Here is an 18,642-nt window from a genome sequence, read left to right on the forward strand (position 1 = left end):
TGCTTCTTTTTTAATCGCTGAATAAAATGATTTTCAAAACAAAGGATTCCTCTTCACATCAATCCAGTTCTCGGATTCCTCAAGCTCACCTGCCAGTTGGAGCAATAAATCCTCGCGTCCCCTGGCTGCCATGAATTGAACGCCGACTGGAAGTCCGTCTTTGGTTTGGTGCAGCGGCAGCGACATCGCTGGCTGTCCAGTAAGGTTGGCAAGCTGGGTGAATGGAGTTCTAGACAGATTCTTTTGAGCAATCTGATCGACGATTCCCGCTTTCTTTAAAACTCCTCCGAGCCCCATCTTTCCTGCAGAACTGATCAGGAACTTTTCGGCTTGGGTCGGTTGCAGTTCGCCGATTTTTGCTGGAGGGTACGCCGTTGTTGGCGTTATATACAAGTCGTACGTTTCATGGAAGGTTTCCATCTTTAATGCTGCTCGATCCCACTCTCTTAAACTCAAAACAAATTCTTCTGCGGAAGTCGCCTTGCCCAGCAATCCGAGCAGCCACGTCGTCGGTTCAACATCGGATGCAGTCGCTTTTCGGCCAAGGACCTCTTCTAATGACGCTAAAAGAGCGGCCGTTTCTCCGAAGTACATTGTCAGATAACTTGTCGCGATTTTGTGCCCGTCAACTGGCGCCTCGACCTCTTCGATTTGATGGCCCATCGATTCAAGCAGCCTGACTGTTTTCAGAACCCCTTCCCTGCAGTCAGCATCCACCTCCGTGCCAATCGGTGATTTTACAGAAAAAGCGATTCGCAGTTTTTTATTGATAGGAGTAGCTGCCGCTTCCAGATAGCTTCCTTCGAATGGCGGGGCAGAAAATGCACCGGCTTTTTCATGGCCGTGGAGGGCGTCCAGCATCGCTGCGCTATCCCGGACCGTTCGCGTCAGGACATGCTCAGCGGAAGCTCCCTGCCATGCCCGTCCATAATTCGGACCGACGGGCGTTCGGCCGCGGGTTGGCTTCAAGCCGAACAATCCGCAGTAGGCGGCCGGAATCCGGATCGAGCCTCCGCCATCATTGGCCCCTGCGATCGGGACGATTCCCGCTGCTACAGCAGCAGCCGACCCGCCGCTGGACCCGCCTGGAGTGTGTCCAAGATTCCATGGATTGCGAGTCGGACCATAATGAGCGGGCTCCGTTACCGCAACCAATGCGAACTCCGGCACATTCGTCTGTCCCAGGAAAACGACTCCTGCTTTCCGCAGGCGTCTGGCATACTCTGAATCTGCTTTCGCCCGGTATGTTAAAAACGCTTTGGATCCTGCCGTGATCGGTTCCCCTGCAATTTCCTGCGAGATGTCCTTCAGAAGCATCGGCACTCCGGCAAAAGGACCGGCCAGCTGCTGGCCAGCATCCTTACGCGCCTGCTCGTACATCTTATTGATGACCGCATTCAATTTCGGATTCATGGAATCTGTTAATCTAATTGCTTCCTCTGCCAATTCAATCGGTTTAACCTCTTTCCTCCTGACCAGCTCAGCCAGGCCCAAACCATCATACGCTTTATAATCGAAACCCTCCATCGCCCTCACCACCGTCTGTTTTTATATCTACTTTCTGTAAAAATATTAAAATTCCTCTTTGGGTATTCCTTGATAAGCTACTTTTTCTTATGGTGGGGGCTTTTTGTTGCTATTTAGTTTTTTGGGTGACCTGTTTTTTGTCCAGTTACAAGTTTAGGGCACTAATACGCCCTATTGATGACCTGTTTTTCTCCTGACTGTGATTTTTGGTCACTAATACCCCCTATTGGTGACCTGTTTTTCTCCTGGCTCTGATTTTAGGTCACCAATAGCCTCTATTAGTGACCTGTTTTCTCTCTGGCAACGTTTTTGTGGCACCAATCGGCTCTATTGGTTACCTCTTTTTCTCCTGGCAACGTTTTGGAGCACCTTTTTTTCTCCTGATCGCGTTTTTGGTATGCCAAACAACCTTCTTGAAAAAGATTTTAGTAGGATATTCCTTAAAAATTGTTTTTTTTCCTTAAAACAGTAGATTTATTCCTTAATTCTTGGATATATTCCTTAAAACACAAACTATATTCCTTAATTTTTCAATATATTCCTAAATGACCTATTCCACGGAAATAGTTTGCATAAGGTTATCCCCTAAAAAAAAGAAGCATGAAAGCCTAAACCGGATCTTCATGCTTCTCATGCTATTAAACTTTAAATCTCTTGTTCTTTCACTACGCCATTAAGGCTCTTGCCAGCCGTCATGCAGGTTGAGACTAAGGGATTCTACTTCTTCGCCGTCCACATAGATTTTCCCATCTGCGATCGTAAATCGCTGGTCAAAGTAATATGGTCCGTTTTCGAAATCATAGATCTCTGAAACCTTATAATCACCATCTAGAAGGCGTCCGTTGAATGAACCTTCATAAATCCAGCTGTTTGTAATAAATTCACCATCGACTGAAGTAATGGTCACATAACCTTCTGTCAACGGACTTTCGCCTTTGTACACTGCACCTGTCAAAGTTACAGGAAGTACGATAACATCCAGCTGGTCAGCTAATTCATCTTTGATATAGAGTTGCCCTGAAACAACACTGAATTCAGTTCCAGGATTGAAGCTTGTTCCATCCTCCAGGTATACCTCTATAACTTTGTAATCTCCATCCGGCAAACGAAGCTGAAAAACACCATTGTCTGCCCATGTCCACGCATAATAAGGATTCTCGTCATTATTGATTTCTGTAACGGCAATACCACCGTGAACAGGCATCCCTTCCTCCGTCAGCGTTCCTGTTACTGAAACCGGAGGGGCTTCTATGTTTAGCTGTGCTTGCTTCTCGCCATTTACATAAAGCTCTCCTGATTCCACGCTGAAAACAACATTTGGATGAAACGAGCTATTGTCAGAAAGATATACACTATATACAGAATATTCCCCATCAGGAAGTCTGAATTCGAAAGTTCCATTCTCATCTGTATATCCCCATATCTCAATTGGCATGTCCGCTTCATACCTCTGCATAATGTATATCTCACCCATCAGCGGAGTACCTGCTTCGGAAAGCGTACCTTTTACCGTCACTGGCGGAACGTTGACCTCCAGGACTTCCTTTAGCTCTCCAGCTACATAGGTTTTACCATCCTGCACTGAAAATTCAAGATTCATTGGACCACTGCTGCGATTCAGATGAATTTGGCTGATTCTATATTCGCCATCAGGCAAACGCATGGTGAATGTTCCATCTGATTTAATGCTCTTTCCTATATATATATCGTAATCTTCTGAAACAACACTTAAATACCCATTTTCAACAGGTACCCCATTATCTTTCACCAATCCATATACACTTACTGGAGGTGCCTCTATTTCCAGGACTGATTGTTGCTTTCCATCGACATAGAGCTTGCCGCCTTTGATCTCAAAGTCTAAGGACAAAGCTATTTCTTCTTCTTCTTCAAATAAGTAACCGAATACTACCCGGTAGCTGCCATCCTTCAGGCGTAATGACAGTAAGCCTTTTTCATCTGTATAGGCATCATACCACTCATAATCGCCATTCTCAGACACAGCTTCTACAGCGATTACTCCTTGCATAGCAGTACCATCTGCTGTAAGCTTTCCAGTAAATGTTACCGGTGGCAGAACAATGTTCAATGAAGAAACTTCAATCCCATCCTGAAACATCTTTCCGTCCCGGATTTCAAATGGGATGTACACCATTGTAGTACGGTTTTGTTCATCAACCATGTAAACTGTGTAATGACCATCTGCCAGGCGGTATTGGAATTTCCCTTTTGAATCGACTGAAGTCCAATATCCAAAAAAGTCCCCGTCCGCTTCCCCTTCAATCAGGAGATAGGCATTCCCAATTGCTTTCTTCCCATCTGTTACTGTGCCCTTTACGTTCAGGTCAGGAACTAGAATTTGAAGGTAAGAAGACACTTCTCCATCTATGTAGATGTCTCCATCGACGACTTCGAAGGTCAACTGATTCCAGGATGAGTAGGTGTCATGGTAGATACCGATGGAGTAAATTCCATCCTCCAGTTTTCTTAAAGAAAACTCACCCTTCTTGTTTGATTCAACATACTCAATGAATTCACTTTCGTATTCATGGCCCAGGACCAGTTTTTCCAAGATGACAGCTGCTCCTGCTAACGGATATGCGGAATCGCCCACTTTACCACTGTGTGCTTTAGCAGGTATGGCAATCTCTAATTTTGCTTGTGGCTCTCCATTTACCAGCACTGCTCCGTCAGCTACAAAAAACTGTTTCTCATAGCGGTAAAAACCACCTGATTCTTCAATTCCTAAAAAATAGTAATTGCCATCGGGAAGGTAGGCAGAGAAGCTTCCATTACTTTTGGAAGAGACCACATAGATTTCTTCATCATATTCGCCAGCTCTAGCAATGATTAAGTCACCTTTGAGACCCTGGTCTCCTTCCTTAAGCACGCCTGTGAAATTGCTAGTCTTAGCTGTCGGATTCTTCTTTTGCGTTGTGTCTGAAAGCTGGATGTCCCCATCTTTATTTCCTTTGATTTTTCCTTCTTTTACTACGAAGGTTTTGTTCACACTAAACCAGTCACTGTTCTTTCCTTTTACTGCTTTCACAGCATAGGTCCCGTCTGCAAGGTTCGCTTTGAAAGCTCCGCCCGCATCTGTGGCTGTAAAAATATGCTCCCTCTTCCCCTTTTGCTGCAAAATCACGAGACTGTTTTTAAGAGACTTTCCATCCTCTTTAAAGGAACCCTTAACGGTTTGTGGAGTTCCTTCCTTTTTTGGAGCAGCACTGACGCTCCCCAATGCTGCAGACATGACAAAAACCAGCGACAACAGCAAAAACACTACTTTTTTGACCATTCATCTTCCCCCAAATTAATAGTTGAAAAAGTAGAAAATTCTACTTTTTCCAATTAATTGTATTCGATGGGTTCCAGTCTTTTCCTCGTCCGTTATACCCAGGAAAAATATTTTTATTTCGACAAAATTCCCCTTGATTAGAAAAAAACAGCCATTACTGGCTGTTAATGAAAAGACCCTGCAATACTTCCTCAATCAACTTCCTATGCACTTCCAGATCAAACTGCGAATTATCCAGAACCGATATAGGGATCGGCAGATGGTCTAGTATCTTGTTTTCCAATTGCGCTCTAACCTTAAGCACTTCAATCGTACCTTCCAATCCGTTTAGGCTATTTTCGGCACCGTACCCTTGAGATGTATAATAATGAACGAATCCCTTGAACCAGTCCTCAGGCCTTTCAGCTACCGCCTTACGGAAGGATGTCTCAATGTCTTTCTGTTTCACATAGATCATCAGCGGATGCAGAGGTTCCACAGCTTTTGCGAGTTTTTGAACGTAATCTATGCTCGCCTGCTCCAGTGCTCCGTATTTGACCATGCCGATGGTAACTGGGTTTTGAATGAAGCAGCATTCGAAAACATAGACCTGTTCTTCAGCTGCCGCCTTCTTTGCAAACTCTTTCCAGCTGTCCGTAATGATTTCGACATTCTGCTGAAAAGGCAACTCATATATATCATTTCGGGAAATCCTGACCAGCAAATCGTCCGGAAATGCATGGCCAAGCTCTTCTTTCAATTTCATATATGGCACGAGCAATCGTCCACTCTTAAGCATAGCCTTCTCTTGAAAAATCCCCCTTAAATCTCCGCACTCTGCAAGGAGTTCTTCAAATTCCGTTTCGGTAAAAAAAGCAACTCCCTCATAGTCGGCGGGATGATCCAGGTTGCCTTCCATGTAAAGCTCGGCATCCATACCTTTATCCGTGAGGATCTCATGGACCAGTCGCGCGGTGGTTGATTTACCTGATCCAGGAAGTCCTTCTATTAAAATCAATTTCGGTTTCATTTTATGCACTCCTACATTTCAATTCATCAGGATAATTCGCCAGGCTTTGATGCAAATCCTTCAAAAAAAGAGCATAATCACGTGGATTAAGCTCTTTCAGGTATTGTTCACTTTTCGTTCTCTTCCAACTCTTTAATCAGCGTCTTCATTTCACTGATTTCTTTCCGCTGTGCTTCGATGATCTCGTCAGCAAGTTTTTTTACCCGAGGGTCTTCAATTTTTGCGCGTTCACTTGTCAGGATGGCAATTGAATGGTGCGGGATCATCGCTTTCATCCAGGATTGATCGTCAACAGTTGTCTGGCTGCGCACGAGAAACAAGGAAACCGCAATCAGCAATGCACTCCCGGCGTAAATCCCCAAGTTGACTTTTTTATTGGTGTACATTTTATGCATGAATGCGAGCATGACGATGGCCATCACTCCGCCCATGATCAAGGCCATATAGAATCTTGTTTCACTAAAGAAAACATGATCAATGCTGTAGGCATTTAAGTACATAAGAATCAGCATAATGACCGTCGATGTAAGGACCATCAAGCCAAATCTGCCGTAATTATTTTTCATCTGAATTCCTCCTTACATAATCCTTTATACCTCCCTTACCCTGTCGAGTGCGATTTATTCACTCGCTACTACAAATAGCCTATGGAGTATTTGGTTTAAGCGGTATTATTTCCCTATATTTTCAATTTATTTTGTATATTGATATAAATTAAATGATTTTAAATAAACTTTCTTTTTATTAAACACAAATGAAAAACCTTGATATAACGGGAAATATTGAAATTTCCGCCTGAATTTGTTTTTGACATTTCGTTACACTAAAAGTATCCTGAAATAGAAATTAGGAGGGGTAATCATGTCAAACTTTAATAGGCAGAAAATTGTGGATAGTGTGCCTCAGACGGGATTCTTTGGACATCCTAGAGGGCTTTTCACTCTTTTCTTCACTGAGTTTTGGGAACGTTTCTCTTACTATGGAATGAGAGCGATCCTTGTTTTCTACATGTACTATGAAGTGTCAAAAGGCGGATTGGGTCTTGATGAGACACTGGCTCTTTCCATCATGTCCATCTATGGCTCACTTGTGTACATGTCCGGAATCATCGGCGGTTGGATGGCTGACCGTATTTTCGGAACTTCACAGGCTGTATTTTACGGCGGAATCTTAATCATGCTCGGTCATATCGCGCTTGCAATACCAGGCAGTGTGGCCATGTTCTTCGTTTCCATGGTCCTGATTGTCATCGGTACTGGTTTGCTGAAGCCAAACGTTTCGACCGTTGTCGGTGAAATGTACAGCGAAAAAGATACTCGCCGCGATGCTGGTTTCACGATTTTCTACATGGGGATCAACGCAGGTGCCTTCCTTGCACCACTTATCGTCGGTGCTGTATCCGACGCCTACAACTTCCATTACGGCTTCTCGATCGCCGCGATTGGGATGTTCCTTGGTCTAGTTGTTTTTGTTTTAACAAAGAAAAAGAACCTTGGGCTTGCTGGTACGAATGTACCCAACCCGCTATCACCGGCTGAAAAGAAAAAAACCTTCACTTGGGCCGGTATTGCAATTGTCGCAATTGGTATTTTAAGTGCTATTTTAATTCCTGCTGGACTTTTAACATTTGAAAGCTTCATTAATACTGTAACGATCCTTGGAATCCTGATTCCGACTGCGTACTTCATCATTATGTACCGCAGCCCGAAAACAACAGAAGTGGAACGTTCACGCGTTCTTGCCTATATCCCGTTATTCCTTGCCGCAGTCATGTTCTGGGCGATCCAGGAACAGGGCTCAACGATCCTTGCGAACTATGCGGACAAGCGTACACAGCTTGAATTTGCTGGTATGACAATTTCACCAGCCTTTTTCCAGTCATTGAACCCACTGTTCATCATCATTTTCGCACCAATTTTTGCTGGATTCTGGGTGAAGCTTGGAGACCGCCAGCCATCCATTCCGAAGAAATTCTCTTTCTCATTGATGTTCGCGGGCCTTTCATTCCTTGTCATCCTGATCCCTGGTTACTTAACAGGCACTGAAGCACTGGTTAGCCCATTATGGCTTGTCCTGAGCTACCTGATTGTCGTATTCGGAGAGCTGCTGATTTCACCAGTTGGTCTGTCAGCAACGACGAAGCTGGCGCCAGCTGCTTTCTCTGCCCAAACAATGAGCCTCTGGTTCCTTGCAAGTGCCGCAGCCCAGGCGATCAACGCACAGATCGTTAAGTTCTACTCACCTGCAACCGAAACAGCTTACTTCGGAACAATCGGCGGAGCATCGATCATACTGGGAATCATCCTGTTCGTCCTGTCACCTAAGATTCAGGTATTCATGAAGGGTGTAAAATAAATCGCACTTATAAAAGACGGCCTACTCCTACTAATGGAGAGCCGTCTTTTTCATACTCGAAAAAAAAATCAACCTGTCCTCCCCCTTAAAATTTTTCAAAAACCCCAATTTTTGCTATTGTGTCTTTTATAGAGGAGGGATTGTTACTTGAGTTATCTACTTTTGATTATAGGATTCGCGTTGTTGATCAAGGGGGCGGATTTCTTTGTGGAGGGGTCCTCGAATATCGCAACGCTTCTGCGGGTTCCTCCGCTTTTGGTCGGGTTGACCATTGTGGCTTTCGGAACGAGTTCTCCCGAGGCAACCGTCAGCATCATCGCAGCGCTTGAAGGCAGCAGTGAGGTTTCGATGGGGAACGTTATCGGAAGCAATATTTTCAATATCACACTGGTGGTAGGGATTACGGCCATGATTACGCCCCTCGCTGTCGAGTCAACCACCATCCGCAAGGAAATTCCATTTACAATGCTGGCAAGTGTGGCGTTGGCAGTGGTTGCCAATGATATTGCATTGCAAGTGACAAATACAAATCTGATTACGAGAAGTGAAGGAATCATCCTGCTCCTCTTCTTCATGATCTTTTTGTATTACATTATTGAAATTGCGCTTAACAATCGGGAACCGGTTGCGGATGCTGCCGCTGTAAAAGCGGGAGGCACATGGGGAAAGAATATTCTCTTCACGCTCGGCGGCCTGGCTGCAATCATTTTCGGCGGCGATATGGTCGTCGACAATGCTTTGACAATCGCCTTATCATGGGGGATGAGTGAGACATTGGCTGGACTGACGATTGTTGCTGTTGGCACGTCGCTGCCTGAATTGATTACTTCAATTACCGCTGCTTTGAAAAAGAAAAGCGAAATCGCGCTCGGCAACATCGTTGGCAGCAATATCTTCAATATCCTTTTCGTCCTTGGAACGGCGGCAACCATTTCACCGCTCGCGGTCAATGATAAAATTTTCACCGACATCGGCATCATGATTGTGTTGACCATCGTCCTGCTGATGTTCTCACGGACCAAGTTCAAGGTTTCAAAGGTAGAAGGCGCCATCCTTGCTGCAGGATATATAGCCTACTTGGTTTATATCATTTTAAGGAATTAGCACAAAGCAAAAAGTGCCTGGCTCATACGATTGAGCCAGGCACTTTTTTTACCATTATTATGGCATGTAGATGGAAGATCCAGGACCGATGTCGACGCCTGTCAGCATCCAGATGATCAGCATTAATACCCATGCAATGGTCAATGCGATGGAGTACGGAAGCATGGTTGCGATCAGTGTACCGATACCAACCTTCTTATCGTACTTTTGCGCAAACGCGATGACGATTGCGAAGTAAGGCATTAATGGTGAGATGATGTTCGTAGTTGAGTCTGCGATACGGTATACAAGCTGAGTGAACTCAGGAGTGTATCCGATTTGCATCATGATTGGCACGAATACCGGAGCCATGATTGCCCATTTAGCTGACGCACTGCCGATGAACAGGTTGATGAAACCTGAAATGACGATGAACGCCAGGATTAACGGGATTCCTTTGAAGCCTGTGCTTTCAAGCAGTTCTGCACCGTTTACAGCCAACACCAAACCAAGGTTTGATTCCTTGAAGTAAGCAACAAATTGAGCTGCAACGAACGCAAGAACGATGTATGAACCCATTGTTGCCATTGTGTCGGAAAGCTGGTCCGCTACATCCTTATCATCCTTGATGGATTTTGTGATTCTTCCATAGACAAAGCCAGGAACGAAGAACAGGATCAGGATGACTGGAACAAGGGAGTGGAAGAATGGCGCATTGATGATGTTCTCTTCGCCGCCACGCAGTGGTCCCCATTCAGGAATAACAAGCAATGCGATCCCGATTGATGTGATGATGACAGAGATCAACGCACCCCAAAGACCTTTTTTCTCGACAGCAGATAAATATTGAACCTCTTCTTTTACATCGCCTTTGAATGTGCCAAGGCGCGGTTCAACGATTTTATCAGTTACCAATGTTCCGACAATTGTGATCAGGAATACAGAAACCACCATAAAGTAGTAGTTCATTGCATAGTTGATGTTTTCAGCGTATGCAGGATCAAAAATCGCCGCAGCATCCTTCGTCAATCCGCCCAAAAGCGGGTCAAGCGAAGTCAGAAGCAGGTTCGCACTGAAGCCGCCGGATACACCAGCAAAGGCTGCAGCCAAACCGGCAAGCGGATGCCTTCCAAGACCTGCGAACAATACCGCACCAAGCGGAGTCAAAACAACATAACCAGCGTCAGCTGCCATGCTGGACATAACGCCGCCGAATACTAATGCAGCAGTCAATAATTGTTTAGGAACGGAAGTAACCAGGCCGCGCAGTGCCGCACTGATCAAGCCAGTACGTTCCGCAATCCCGATTCCAAGCATCGTCACAAGAACCGTTCCAAGCGGAGCAAAGCCCGTGAAGTTTGTGACAGCGCTTTCAAACAGGTAGGCTATCCCTTCCTTGCTTAACAAGTTCTTGACTGTTAAAAATTCCCCTTCATTCATAGGGTCCGCCACTTTCACGCCTATCGCTGAGAACATCGCAGACAGCACGATGACCAACACAGAGAAGATCGCAAACAGCGTGACCGGATGAGGCAATTTATTTCCCACACGCTCAATCACATCAAGTGAACGCAGGATAAAACCTTTTTTATTTGTCGTTTCCAAGATATGCCCTCCTTCAAATTAATATAAATATTCAGACAAGTAATCTAACAGAACGGTTTATATTATAGAGGGTATCTGACATAAATGAAAGGCTTATCCTTTAAGACGGAATAGTAAAAGTCTTCAGAAGCTGTAGAGCGGCGAAATAAATACTATTCTAGTATCTGTTCACTAAAATATGCAGGCATGAGTCGTGGTTTTCTAATAAATTCATAGCTTATTTACGGTTGACTATGCTTTAATTCCCCTCATGTCTGCTGATTATACCTCGTTCGCAACGATTTATCCTGCGAGAGCTGGTATATTCCCCGTTGGCGGCGTTTTATTCCCCGTTGGGTTACATTTATTCCCCGTTGGCCGCGACATATTCCCCGTTGAGCGGCATTTATTCCCCGTTGGCTGCTGTGGCTCAAGGTTCCCTCGCGAAAAAAGCCACGGCCATCCTCCTGCCAAGGTTTTGCCCGATTATGCGGCGGCACCCTCTCTTTTTTTTCGGAAGGGCCATGACTTCTCAGTTCTTCCCTCTATTTTTGTCCGAGGTAACCCTAACTTCGGATATTTTCTCAGCTCCTCCCTTTCATTTTGTTCGAAGAGGCGTCATCCTTCTTTTCCGAATAAAAAAGAAGCATGCTGAACATGCTTCTCATTGTTTATTTCACTCTTTTCCGTCTCATCCATTGCGTTGCGGCCCATTTGTCGCCGATGACAACTGGTGCTCCGCCATGCAAGGTCAGATCGTTCAGAGTTTGATTTTCATAAAAATATTCAAAGTAGACGGCCATTCCCTTTTGAGGGGAAACAGAGAAATTGAGCTTTGGAAAATAGGTTTCTCCTCCCTCTTCCACGTCATTCAGGTACATGACCAGTGTGCTGATTCGCGGATTGCTTACGTTAGACGCAAAAAAGTCAAAATGAGCCTTATATTCCTGGCCGACCTTATAATTCAGAATCTGCAGACCTTCACCATGTTCGTCTGGTATGTTCATAATCTGCGAGACTCTCTTTTCAATCCGTGCGACAATCTCGTTTTCAGCCTCTTCGATAAACGTGCTGCTGCTTGTCCTGAGCTGGTCCACCTCACGGGTATTCCCGATTTTCGAGCGCTGCAGCCTGTCTTTCGACAGCTTGATCAGCTCGTCGCATTCCTCATGGCTCAAGACATTCCCAAGGATGACGATAAGCGGTTCTTCCATTCTGGCAATAATGTTGATCTCTCGATCGTCGGTTTTGATTTTGTTCCCTATATGATTAAAAATCGTAGATTCTTTCGTTGCCATTACATCCATAGCATCCATTGTCAACTTTCATCAACCTCTTAATTAATAGATTTTTCAAAAAATTAGATTGATAGTTAAGCGAAAGTATCATTCATTCTTATTGTCTGTTGGTTCCTCCTGTAATTCAAAATGGATGACAAAACCGAATCTTACACTCTATTCAATTTTTCAATTTATTTTACAACGCGGGAAGGTGATTTACTATCTTTTTTTTGAAAAAACAAACAAAAAAACGAGAGCATTACACTCTCATTTTCACATTCAGGAAATCTGCGTCTGAAAAGGCTTTTCGGAGCAGTTTCCTAGCTTCGATATGATCCCAGTACAATGCGGTGTCCAGGCTTATGGCCCCGCATTCGAGGGCATCCGAAACAACCGTTAATTCCTGTTGAATTTCCTGGTCCGCTGTGATTAAAATGAACTTCTGAATCGAATCCAGGTAATCGGCGAGTTTATTTTCGATGGGTTCGCTCATTTAGGTTCACGCCCTTTCTCCTTTGCCAACAGCTTCGCTTCCTCCAGGAATTCCTCGTTTGTGATTTCTTTGCTTAAAACCTTCCTCACCAATTCAGTGTGGTGAACCTTTACCTTGTTGCCTGAAAGTTCCAGCTGGGCCTTTGCATTTTTCATGGCCTGTTGTATTTGATCCGCCAACCGCCGATTCCCCTTCCTATCTGGCTTCTGCCGCTAAATCATATAATCTATTGCTTAGCTCAACGATCAGTTCTTTAAGTTCCACTTGCTCCGTCCATTCCTGGGGCACAGCCTCAAGTCCATTATGTGCGCCCATGATATTCCCGCAGATTGCTCCCGTCGAATCGCTGTCTCCATCATGATTGACAGCCATCATTAACGCCTTCTTGAAGTCCGGTTCTTTCAGGGCACAATACAGGCCGATCGCGAGTGCTTCTTCAGCAATCCAGCCTTCACCCAGCTCTCCAATTGCGTCTTCAGGCTGCTTTTCGCTGCCAGCAAACCCGACCGATGCCTCCAACGCATGCAGTGTTTCTTCATGGTGCGGGTAACTTTTTAAAATGACTATCCCCTGTTCGACGCTGTTTGCCATGCTTTTACCATTGATCAATTCTGCAATGATAACAGCTAGCGCACCTGATGCCAGATAGCCGGACGGATGGCCATGTGTGATAGCCGCAACCTCTGCAGCCACTCTGAATGCCTGTTCAGGATTTTTGTGCAAAAATAAGCCGACCGGTGCAACCCGCATGACACCGCCGCAGCCTTTGCTGTTATTGATTGGCTTCTCGATCGTTCCCATTTTGTTGCTTTCGAGCGCAGATAAGCAAGTATTCCCCGGCGCCCTGGCTGAAAACAACTCTCTATAGTTTAAGATTCTGTGCTTCCCCTCATGTGGCTGAGGGTCGAGCAGCCAGTCGTAATGTTCATCCGGCATCCTTTTCGTCTGCGTATAAAGCCAGCGAAGATACGATTGATAGACCCCGCTCCCGGCATAGCTGCCAATCCCGCGGTCCCTCATGCGCTCGTAAGCCCAGATCATACCGTCCGCTGTGAACAATGTCATCTGGGTATCATCCGAAATCAGCGCATGGCCTGAATAAGGATTTACTTCCAAGTCTGCAATACCTTCTTCACCGTATTTTGCTTTAATTTCATCAAGCTTCATGAACTCAACCGTATAACCAAGAGCATCTCCAACCGCGCCGCCAAGCAAGGACGCTATGAAAAAATCTTTTTTTGACATAGGGACTCCTTTTGCTTCCGTCTTTTAACACTATATTCGCTGAAGGCCACATTATTTCCTGCCTATCTCCCCTGAACCGCCCATGCAATCGGCACATAAAGTATGGGAAAGACGTTTTCAGGAGCTTCCCTCATGATCTATATAGTCCAGCCCGGTGATTAGCTTTATCTGATTGCTCAAAGATTTAGGGTCAGGTTGAGTGACCTTATTATTAATAATCCTCAAATCGAGAATCCAGATATCATTTTTGTCGGCCAGGCCACCCAGATTCCCCCGAAGTTATGCCCGACTCTCCGTCTTGGTGACCGAGGACCGGACGTTAGCCGGATCCAGATTCTCCTTCAATTTCTCGGAGTTTACAGCGGGCGGATTGATGGCATCTTTGGGCCTTTAACACATTCGGCTGTAAAGGAGTGGCAGAGCACAGTGAAGGAAATCGAAATCAGCTCAGGGATTGTTGACACAAACACCTGGTATTCCCTCGGGTTTGAATGTGAACCGAGGCCAGCGATCACGCAATACATGGTCCGTCCTGGAAGCTCCCTCTATATCATCGCCGCCTGGTTTGGAGTGACTGTAGAGAGCATCATGCGGATCAATCCCCAGATTACTGATCCAAATTTGATTTTTCCAGGCCAGGTAATCAACATTCCGGCGAGTTTATGATGGAATTCCTCCTGATGACCGTCAGCTAAATGAATCAATGTGTTTGCGGGTTCCTTGTAGAAATTATCTTGCCAAGCAATCAAAACGGCACCCTGGTCCCCTCCAAACCGGGCACATAAGATTACTTTCGAAGCACAAATAATAAGAGGAAAAACCGGCATCGGTTTTTCCTCTTATTTTACGTCTGATGAATCATCATAATCATAGCGAAAGCCGTCTGTTTCGGCAGTTGTTTGTTCGTTTTTAGTCATCTCTTCCTGATTACTCTGGCTAGATTCTTCTTGTGGTCTTTTGTTCGGATCCATGGGATACCTCCTTCCTCGCCCTCTTATTCTCCCTGCTGCTTCGTAAAGCTATTCTCTCTTATGCTATGATAAAAAAAAACGAGTTCGGGGTTATGGCGATGAGCAATTTAAGCTGGCAATACATTAGAAGAATTGGGTTGAAGCGTGACCAGGTGCCGACGTTCCGGCATTATCCGTTTAACCTTCCAAGTCTGAGGACGCTGGAGGAGCTGGAGCTTCATCCGAAGGTGACTTTTTTCATTGGTGAGAATGGGATGGGAAAATCGACTTTGCTTGAGGCGATGGCGGTGGCGATGGGGTTCAACGCGGAGGGCGGGTCCTTGAACTTCAACTTCTCCACGTTCGATTCACATTCAGAACTGGCTGATTACCTTAGAGTCATCAGGGGCATCGAAAAGCCACAGGATGGATTCTTCCTGCGTGCCGAGAGTTTTTACAATGTCGCTTCCAATATTGAAGAGATGGATGCAGAAGGAGGCGCACCAAAAATTATTGATTCATTTGGCGGAAAGTCGCTGCATGAACAATCCCATGGCGAGTCGTTCTTCGCAACCTTCATACACCGGTTTCGCGGGAATGGCATCTATCTATTGGACGAGCCGGAAGCAGCCTTATCACCGCTGCGCCAGATGTCCATGCTAACCAGGATCCATGACCTGGTCCAGGATAACTCACAGCTGATCATCGCCACCCATTCTCCGATCATCATGGCCTATCCGGACGCGGCCATCTACGAATTCACCGAAGATGGAATCCACCTGCGAGCCCTTGAGGAAACGAATCACTACATCATTATGAAGCAGTTTTTTGATGACCGAAAGCGAATGGTCCATCGTTTGCTGGAGGAATGATACGAATACTTTAAAATAAACTTTTCCTACAAAGCAGGAAATTGGACCTCACGCAAATTCTCAGCTTTAGCACTGTCCATGCATAAATAACTTATTTATTTTTTGGCTAAGGAGATACTAAAAGGTAATCAAAAATTGATAAGAGGACCTAGAATGGAAAGAAATTTCGCCATCGACTTCATCAAATTCTTTGCGATCCTGGCAGTCGTCATCATACATACCTTCCCTGGCAATGATCAGCCGGGCTATTTTGTTCTTGATAACCTTTCGAGGTTCGCAGTCCCTTTTTTCTTCACTGCCTCAGGCTATCTGTTCAGTCTTAAGGTGAGGAACAATCCACAGTCCTTTTCTTACTTCAAAAAATATATCACGAAAATCCTGAAGATTTATGTTAGCTGGCTTGCTTTCTATTTCATCTATGATGTAGCGAGAATCATGCTGATCAATGAAAATCCTCCAGCTGAACTTTCGAAATACATGGAGAATATGACGGCCCTCAACCTCCTCTACTATGGCCAGGGAACAAGCGGTTATCAGCTGTGGTTCGTGAATTCACTGGTATGGAGCATCGCGATTATCTACCTCTTTTACAGACTGAAAAGAGTGAGCCTGTTATTGGTGATTGCCTTTTGTTTCAATCTTCTGGGCCTTTTTGGACAGTCCTATTCCATCTTTGATGAGCTGCCAGTAAGCACAACAAGGGCCGCTCTTTATGTCAGCCTGTTCTATACCGTTATGGGATTCTGGCTGGCTTCAGTTCAAACATGGCGCAAATATAAAGGGAGGGTTTACTTTTACTTGTTGTGTTTCTTTACCATTCTGCAGATTTCAGAGGGCTTCTGGCTTGTAAAGGGGTTGGATGCCAGACATGGAGAGTACTTCTTTTCGACGATTTTCCTTACCTTATTTCTGTTCCTGTATGCCTTAAGCAATCCCAATCTCGGAAAGGGCTTGTTGCTGAATAAGATAGGCGGTAACTCACTCAGAATATATGCCATTCATGTTTTCTTTATTGATATGGTTGATCTCTTCTTTGGAAAAATCGGTTTGGGACAGAGCACCCATAACTTGCTGCTGAACCTGCTGGATGCGTCTCTTGTTTTTGTTTTATCGTATCTTTCCTATCAACTGCTGCAAAAGATTAAGGGATCACTGAAAAAAAATAGAGCCTGAGGATTCAGGCTAACTTTATCGCGGAAGGTCCTGTTCTCTCTTAGCCTTGAAGGCTTGATATCCCATGATTTCATGCTTCATCCCAGCTTCCCTGAGATTTAGGAATTTTACTCATCAATCAACTCTGTTTCCATGTTTGCCAGCCTCTCCAGTATCCTCCTCTTTTGATATAGCATCGTCCCCGTTTCAGCCAGGTCACCGACCATCGAGCGGTTAGCGAAGGCGCCGAATACGATGCCAGCCACGGGCACCATCTGGAGGAGTTTTTTCCAGCCGAAGGATTCGGTGTAGGTCAGGGTGACTTCGCGCCAGCCCTGGAGCTCGGAGATGACTTCACGTGATTTATTTTCGCTGTTGAACTGGGTGAGTTCATTTAATATTGCCTGTTTGCCAACGACATCTGCTGAAGAGAATTGCAGGCATTTGATGATGAACACCCGCTCCTTTTTATCCTTCGGGTCGTATCCATGGACGAGGGCAATATCCTGAAGCGTTTTTAGCGAAAGAGCCAGCACGGCAGGGATATCGATCGCCAGCGTGAAGATCCCGCCGATTCCGGTGCTTGCTCCTTGAATTGTTGCTGCTTTCTTGCGTTGTTCTCCAATCGCGAGCGAAACCTTCTTCATCTCTTCGACCGGCACACTCTCAAGGTCTGCAAGCTCGTTGATGACCCTGCCTGTCTTTTTTTCGATAAAAGAGAACACCGATTTCTCGCTCGATAAATATTGTCCGCCCGTCTGTATGTAGCTCCCAAGCTCATCAAGCAAGGTACCGACCTTTTCCTGGATGAATTTTGGCGTGAACCGGTCAAGCATCTTGAACGGCAGTCGGGTCAACCGTTCCCAAAACCAAAGTCCCTTCTGGTCTTTTTCCCATTTTTCAATTTCTTTTAATTCCTTCAATAAATAGTCTTGTGAATCCATCTCTATTCAACACCTGTCATCATTAATTACATATATTAACGGTTAATACTGTAGGAAGGTTTCATTTTATCTCGAGGTTATAGTATTTCTTCGCCAGAACCTTGAATTGTTCTGAATCAATATCTTCTTTGAACATCTCGCCATCCTTCCACTGGGTGAAACTTGTTTCCGTCAGCACCATGCTTCCGTCAGCTGTCACTCTCGTCATCAAAGGCTTTTTATTGAAAGGGGACTGTGGATGATCCGTGATGACCTTTTTCATTTCTGTCAGCTCCTGCACCTCTACAGATTCCCTGGAATCGAACGCATATCCAACTCTCCAGTCAGCATCCTTTCCCTTCAGCTTCATCTCCAGCAGGTAATCTCCGAATTCACTGTCTTGTTTTTTCACACGGAAAGATCCGGATGGAGTTTGTATTTCACTTCCATCCATCGGTACTGGCCTCAACGGCAAATTCCCGCCGAATCCGGTATCAACCAGATACCTTTTGACTCCTTCATTCATTAAAATTGCTGCGTGGGTCCTGCCCGTCGGACTAAAGCCCTTTAAATCGGGAACATACACCGAACCGCGTACCAGCTGGACTTCAAGCTGGTTCTCCTTTAAAAACAAATACAGGATGCCGTTCAGGTCATAGCAGAGGCCGCCTTCTCCTCTTTGAATGATTTTTTCGAACAAATAATCATCACTTAAATCATCGATGTCACCAGAAAGGGGACATAAGTTTTCAAATGGTAAAGAGGACGCAGTCTTCTCAAGAAGGTCATCAAGGTTCTTAAGAGTAATCGGGGTATCTATAGGAAAGTTTATTCGCTCACGGAACTTACGGTTTAAATCATTCATGATTCA

Annotated in this window: 17 protein-coding genes; 5 read left to right on the forward strand and 12 right to left on the reverse strand. The window is 45.1% G+C overall.

Going from position 1 to position 18,642, the window contains the following annotated elements; translation table 11 throughout:
• Positions 1 to 33: 33 nt before the first annotated feature.
• The 4 genes from EJA10_RS13350 to EJA10_RS13365 form a co-directional block, all read right to left on the reverse strand.
• Positions 34 to 1,527 (reverse strand): amidase, encoded by a 1,494-nt coding sequence (locus tag EJA10_RS13350; RefSeq protein WP_125480493.1) that lies wholly within the window; start codon positions 1,525 to 1,527, stop codon positions 34 to 36.
• A gap of 673 nt (positions 1,528 to 2,200) precedes the next feature.
• Complete coding sequence (locus tag EJA10_RS13355; RefSeq protein ID WP_125480494.1) at positions 2,201 to 4,825, reverse strand: carboxypeptidase-like regulatory domain-containing protein; 2,625 nt, start codon at positions 4,823 to 4,825, stop codon at positions 2,201 to 2,203.
• A gap of 154 nt (positions 4,826 to 4,979) precedes the next feature.
• Positions 4,980 to 5,834 carry a P-loop NTPase family protein gene (locus EJA10_RS13360; RefSeq protein WP_125480495.1) on the reverse strand — a complete coding sequence of 285 codons (855 nt, stop codon included), beginning with the start codon at positions 5,832 to 5,834 and terminating at the stop codon, positions 4,980 to 4,982.
• Positions 5,835 to 5,941: 107 nt separating this feature from the next.
• Positions 5,942 to 6,400: a DUF305 domain-containing protein gene (locus EJA10_RS13365; RefSeq protein ID WP_211340570.1), complete on the reverse strand. Its 459-nt coding sequence runs from the start codon at positions 6,398 to 6,400 to the stop codon at positions 5,942 to 5,944.
• A gap of 295 nt (positions 6,401 to 6,695) precedes the next feature.
• On the opposite strand from EJA10_RS13365, the gene EJA10_RS13370 reads away from it, so the two are divergent.
• Both EJA10_RS13370 and EJA10_RS13375 read left to right on the forward strand, forming a co-directional pair.
• Positions 6,696 to 8,189 carry a peptide MFS transporter gene (locus EJA10_RS13370; RefSeq protein ID WP_125480496.1) on the forward strand — a complete coding sequence of 498 codons (1,494 nt, stop codon included), beginning with the start codon at positions 6,696 to 6,698 and terminating at the stop codon, positions 8,187 to 8,189.
• A gap of 147 nt (positions 8,190 to 8,336) precedes the next feature.
• Complete coding sequence (locus EJA10_RS13375; RefSeq protein ID WP_125480497.1) at positions 8,337 to 9,293, forward strand: calcium/sodium antiporter; 957 nt, start codon at positions 8,337 to 8,339, stop codon at positions 9,291 to 9,293.
• Between the two features lie 57 nt (positions 9,294 to 9,350).
• Here EJA10_RS13375 and EJA10_RS13380 read toward each other — a convergent pair whose 3' ends face one another.
• The 5 genes from EJA10_RS13380 to EJA10_RS13400 form a co-directional block, all read right to left on the reverse strand.
• On the reverse strand, positions 9,351 to 10,877 hold the full coding sequence (locus EJA10_RS13380; RefSeq protein WP_125480498.1) for an AbgT family transporter: 1,527 nt from the start codon (positions 10,875 to 10,877) through the stop codon (positions 9,351 to 9,353).
• A 650-nt stretch (positions 10,878 to 11,527) separates the two neighbouring features.
• Positions 11,528 to 12,172, reverse strand: a complete 645-nt coding sequence (locus tag EJA10_RS13385) for a 2OG-Fe(II) oxygenase (RefSeq protein ID WP_125480585.1) — start codon at positions 12,170 to 12,172, stop codon at positions 11,528 to 11,530.
• A 223-nt stretch (positions 12,173 to 12,395) separates the two neighbouring features.
• The gene (locus EJA10_RS13390; RefSeq protein ID WP_125480499.1) at positions 12,396 to 12,629 is read right to left on the reverse strand and encodes a hypothetical protein; all 234 of its coding nucleotides are present in this window, start codon (positions 12,627 to 12,629) and stop codon (positions 12,396 to 12,398) included.
• Complete coding sequence (locus tag EJA10_RS23385) at positions 12,626 to 12,808, reverse strand: hypothetical protein (RefSeq protein ID WP_125480500.1); 183 nt, start codon at positions 12,806 to 12,808, stop codon at positions 12,626 to 12,628. The genes EJA10_RS13390 and EJA10_RS23385 overlap by 4 nt, the downstream gene beginning before the upstream one ends.
• Before the next feature lie 16 nt (positions 12,809 to 12,824).
• Entirely contained in the window at positions 12,825 to 13,874 is a 1,050-nt protein-coding gene (locus EJA10_RS13400) for an ADP-ribosylglycohydrolase family protein (protein ID WP_125480501.1), read from the reverse strand.
• 195 nt (positions 13,875 to 14,069) lie between these two features.
• On the opposite strand from EJA10_RS13400, the gene EJA10_RS13405 reads away from it, so the two are divergent.
• The gene (locus tag EJA10_RS13405; RefSeq protein WP_211340571.1) at positions 14,070 to 14,540 is read left to right on the forward strand and encodes a LysM peptidoglycan-binding domain-containing protein; all 471 of its coding nucleotides are present in this window, start codon (positions 14,070 to 14,072) and stop codon (positions 14,538 to 14,540) included.
• A 173-nt stretch (positions 14,541 to 14,713) separates the two neighbouring features.
• Here EJA10_RS13405 and EJA10_RS23940 read toward each other — a convergent pair whose 3' ends face one another.
• Positions 14,714 to 14,845: a hypothetical protein gene (locus EJA10_RS23940; RefSeq protein WP_281274504.1), complete on the reverse strand. Its 132-nt coding sequence runs from the start codon at positions 14,843 to 14,845 to the stop codon at positions 14,714 to 14,716.
• A gap of 98 nt (positions 14,846 to 14,943) precedes the next feature.
• Between EJA10_RS23940 and EJA10_RS13410 the strand changes: the two genes are divergently transcribed.
• Both EJA10_RS13410 and EJA10_RS13415 read left to right on the forward strand, forming a co-directional pair.
• Positions 14,944 to 15,696: an AAA family ATPase gene (locus EJA10_RS13410; protein ID WP_125480502.1), complete on the forward strand. Its 753-nt coding sequence runs from the start codon at positions 14,944 to 14,946 to the stop codon at positions 15,694 to 15,696.
• Positions 15,697 to 15,849: 153 nt separating this feature from the next.
• Positions 15,850 to 16,869: an acyltransferase gene (locus EJA10_RS13415; protein ID WP_125480503.1), complete on the forward strand. Its 1,020-nt coding sequence runs from the start codon at positions 15,850 to 15,852 to the stop codon at positions 16,867 to 16,869.
• A gap of 107 nt (positions 16,870 to 16,976) precedes the next feature.
• Here the strand turns inward: EJA10_RS13415 and EJA10_RS13420 are convergent, their stop codons facing one another.
• Positions 16,977 to 17,792 (reverse strand): EcsC family protein, encoded by an 816-nt coding sequence (locus EJA10_RS13420; protein WP_125480504.1) that lies wholly within the window; start codon positions 17,790 to 17,792, stop codon positions 16,977 to 16,979.
• 61 nt (positions 17,793 to 17,853) lie between these two features.
• Positions 17,854 to 18,636 (reverse strand): arylamine N-acetyltransferase family protein, encoded by a 783-nt coding sequence (locus tag EJA10_RS13425; protein ID WP_125480505.1) that lies wholly within the window; start codon positions 18,634 to 18,636, stop codon positions 17,854 to 17,856.
• Between the last annotated feature and the right edge of the window lie 6 nt (positions 18,637 to 18,642).

Origin of the sequence: Mesobacillus subterraneus, assembly GCF_003937825.1 — a bacterium.
Taxonomy (GTDB): Bacteria; Bacillota; Bacilli; order Bacillales; family Cytobacillaceae; genus Mesobacillus; species Mesobacillus subterraneus.

Coding starts and splice junctions, on each gene's coding strand:
- EJA10_RS13360 (WP_125480495.1), bottom strand. CDS start 5,834: ATGAAACCGAAATTGATTTTAATAGAAGGACTTCCTGGATCAGGTAAA.
- EJA10_RS13355 (WP_125480494.1), bottom strand. CDS start 4,825: ATGGTCAAAAAAGTAGTGTTTTTGCTGTTGTCGCTGGTTTTTGTCATG.
- EJA10_RS13385 (WP_125480585.1), bottom strand. CDS start 12,172: ATGGATGCTATGGATGTAATGGCAACGAAAGAATCTACGATTTTTAAT.
- EJA10_RS23940 (WP_281274504.1), bottom strand. CDS start 14,845: ATGGATCCGAACAAAAGACCACAAGAAGAATCTAGCCAGAGTAATCAG.
- EJA10_RS13370 (WP_125480496.1), top strand. CDS start 6,696: ATGTCAAACTTTAATAGGCAGAAAATTGTGGATAGTGTGCCTCAGACG.
- EJA10_RS13390 (WP_125480499.1), bottom strand. CDS start 12,629: ATGAGCGAACCCATCGAAAATAAACTCGCCGATTACCTGGATTCGATT.
- EJA10_RS13350 (WP_125480493.1), bottom strand. CDS start 1,527: ATGGAGGGTTTCGATTATAAAGCGTATGATGGTTTGGGCCTGGCTGAG.
- EJA10_RS13425 (WP_125480505.1), bottom strand. CDS start 18,636: ATGAATGATTTAAACCGTAAGTTCCGTGAGCGAATAAACTTTCCTATA.
- EJA10_RS13410 (WP_125480502.1), top strand. CDS start 14,944: ATGAGCAATTTAAGCTGGCAATACATTAGAAGAATTGGGTTGAAGCGT.
- EJA10_RS13400 (WP_125480501.1), bottom strand. CDS start 13,874: ATGTCAAAAAAAGATTTTTTCATAGCGTCCTTGCTTGGCGGCGCGGTT.
- EJA10_RS13415 (WP_125480503.1), top strand. CDS start 15,850: ATGGAAAGAAATTTCGCCATCGACTTCATCAAATTCTTTGCGATCCTG.
- EJA10_RS13420 (WP_125480504.1), bottom strand. CDS start 17,792: ATGGATTCACAAGACTATTTATTGAAGGAATTAAAAGAAATTGAAAAA.
- EJA10_RS13365 (WP_211340570.1), bottom strand. CDS start 6,400: ATGAAAAATAATTACGGCAGATTTGGCTTGATGGTCCTTACATCGACG.